The sequence below is a fragment of the Chryseobacterium potabilaquae genome, from assembly GCF_902728265.1.
Lineage (GTDB): Bacteria > Bacteroidota > Bacteroidia > Flavobacteriales > Weeksellaceae > Chryseobacterium > Chryseobacterium potabilaquae.
In genome coordinates this window covers 1-2172 of sequence record NZ_CACVBR010000095.1, presented here as the reverse complement: position 1 = coordinate 2172, position 2172 = coordinate 1, and the positions used below count along the sequence as shown (strand labels likewise).

Below are 2172 nucleotides of genomic sequence, written 5' to 3'. Positions count from 1 at the left end.
GGCTTTTAGTATATCAAAGTGTTCTACCAAAAATTCTGGAAGTAATAATTTAAGAAGTTCCTGATCATTTATCATAAAGCAAAGATAATAGTATTAAAAGTTCCCCCCAACTTTTGCGCCTGAGCCCAAAAAGTTTGGATAATCTGAATAAGAAAATTGCACTATGGATTTATAAATCCATCATATCAAACAACATATAAAAACCTGACTTTCAACACATAAAAAAAACCTGATTTTAACAAAATCTTTTTTTGATTGAGAAAAATGTAAATTTGTACTTTATTTACAAAATGATGAAGCTTATAAGCATTATTTTATTACTACTAAGTAATTTTATTTATGCACAAAAGATAATAGAGAATGATTCTTTAAAAAAATATAGTTTTTTAGATCTTAAAATTAAGTTCGATAATTATTACTTTAGAGATAAAACCTACGAGTCCAAATTAATCGCTAAATATTTTCTTCAGAAGGCAAAAAATGAAAGAAATGAAAGTCAAATAGCAGACGGATATATGCTCATGCAATTTGATGCAACCTTTACTGATGCTTTAAAATACATTGACAGTGTAAACATCTATTCAACAAAATTAGATAAAAAGGTATATCCGGCAAAAATTTATTTATTACGTGGCAACCTATACTTTAAATTTGATTATTTTAAACAAGCCCTTGATAGCTACATTTTGGCACTAAGATATGCTAAAGAAAATAAAAATGAGAGACAAATTGCTTTTACAGAACTCAATATTGCTTTTTTACAAAACTATATTGGAAAGTATAAAGAAGCAGCAAAAACTTTTAGATATTATTTGTATAACGGTAAAGCCTTATACAATATTGAACGAAGTCAGATACAACAGAATTTAGTAGATGCCTATATAGCTCTTAATAAGTTGGATTCTGCGAAAGTATTAATCAAAGAAGGAATTCAATCTTCCTTAAAAAATAAAGATAAGTACAATTACTATAAATATTTATGTCTACAGAGCTATTATAATCTTAAAACGGAAAATTATAAAAAAGCAGTAAGCGACTTACTCCTTTGTAAAAAATACTTTTCAACAGATCCCAGCGATTTAAATATTAACTATACTTTATTTGTTTTAGGTAAGACATACATTGGATTGCATGAAAAGGACAAAACAGTTCAAAATTTTATAGAGATAGATTCTAATATACAAAAGACCAATAATACCTTTCCCGAACTTCGGGAAGTATACACCTATCTTATAGATTATTACAAAGAAAAAAATGATAAAGAAAAGCAATTGTATTATATTGATCGATTTTTAAAAGTTGATCAAAAACTTGACGAACAATTCAGATATTTATCCGTTGAACTCCCTAAAAAATATGATACTCCTAATCTTTTACAGGAAAAAGAAGACCTCATTAACGATTTAAAAAACAGAAAAAAAAACTTATATATTTCTATTAGTATTTTATTATTAATTCTTTTATTGATTCTATATCTTTATTATAAAGCAAAAAAAACAGCAAAAGAACACCAAAAAATTGCCCAAGAGCTAATTCATAATATTGAAAACAAAAATTCTAAATCCTCTGATATTAAAAAAGAACTTATTGAATCTAAAATATCTGAGCAAACGGAAGCTGAAGGAGAAAATAAAGCAACTAAAGCTGTTCCTGAAGATGTAATACAAGCTTTAATAAAAGAACTAGAAGATTTTGAAAACAAAGAAGATTTTTTAAAGAATGGTATTACATTAGCTAGCTTGGCAAAAAACATAAAAACCAATACAGCCTATTTATCTGAAATTATTAATACTTATAAAGAAAAAAATTTTACTACCTACCTTAATGATCTACGTATTGATTACGTATTAAGACGGCTTGTAAAAGATAAAAAATTTAGATCTTACAAACTCACTGCCATTGCAGAAGAACTTGGCTATAATAATGTACAAGCTTTTTCTACTGCGTTCAAGAAAAAAACTGGAACCACACCCTCTATTTACATTAAAGAAATTGAGAAAACAACAACGCATTAAATTGAATTAGTCAATACTTAATCTAACAATTAGGTAGTGTCTCACTAACTGTGTAAGTTAAAAAGTTATTCTGGAAAATTTAGAGCTCTTACAGCTCAAGAAATTTTTCGGAACTCACTTTTTATTATTTTTAACCATTACATAGTTATGATTGACA

The 2172-nt window shown here is 26.7% G+C and carries 1 protein-coding gene; it reads left to right on the top strand.

The genetic code is table 11. The features are described from left to right. Positions 1–290 precede the first annotated feature (290 nt). Positions 291–2015 (top strand): helix-turn-helix transcriptional regulator, encoded by a 1725-nt coding sequence (locus CHRY9293_RS18285; RefSeq protein ID WP_228455599.1) that lies wholly within the window; start codon positions 291–293, stop codon positions 2013–2015. Positions 2016–2172: the final 157 nt, after the last annotated feature.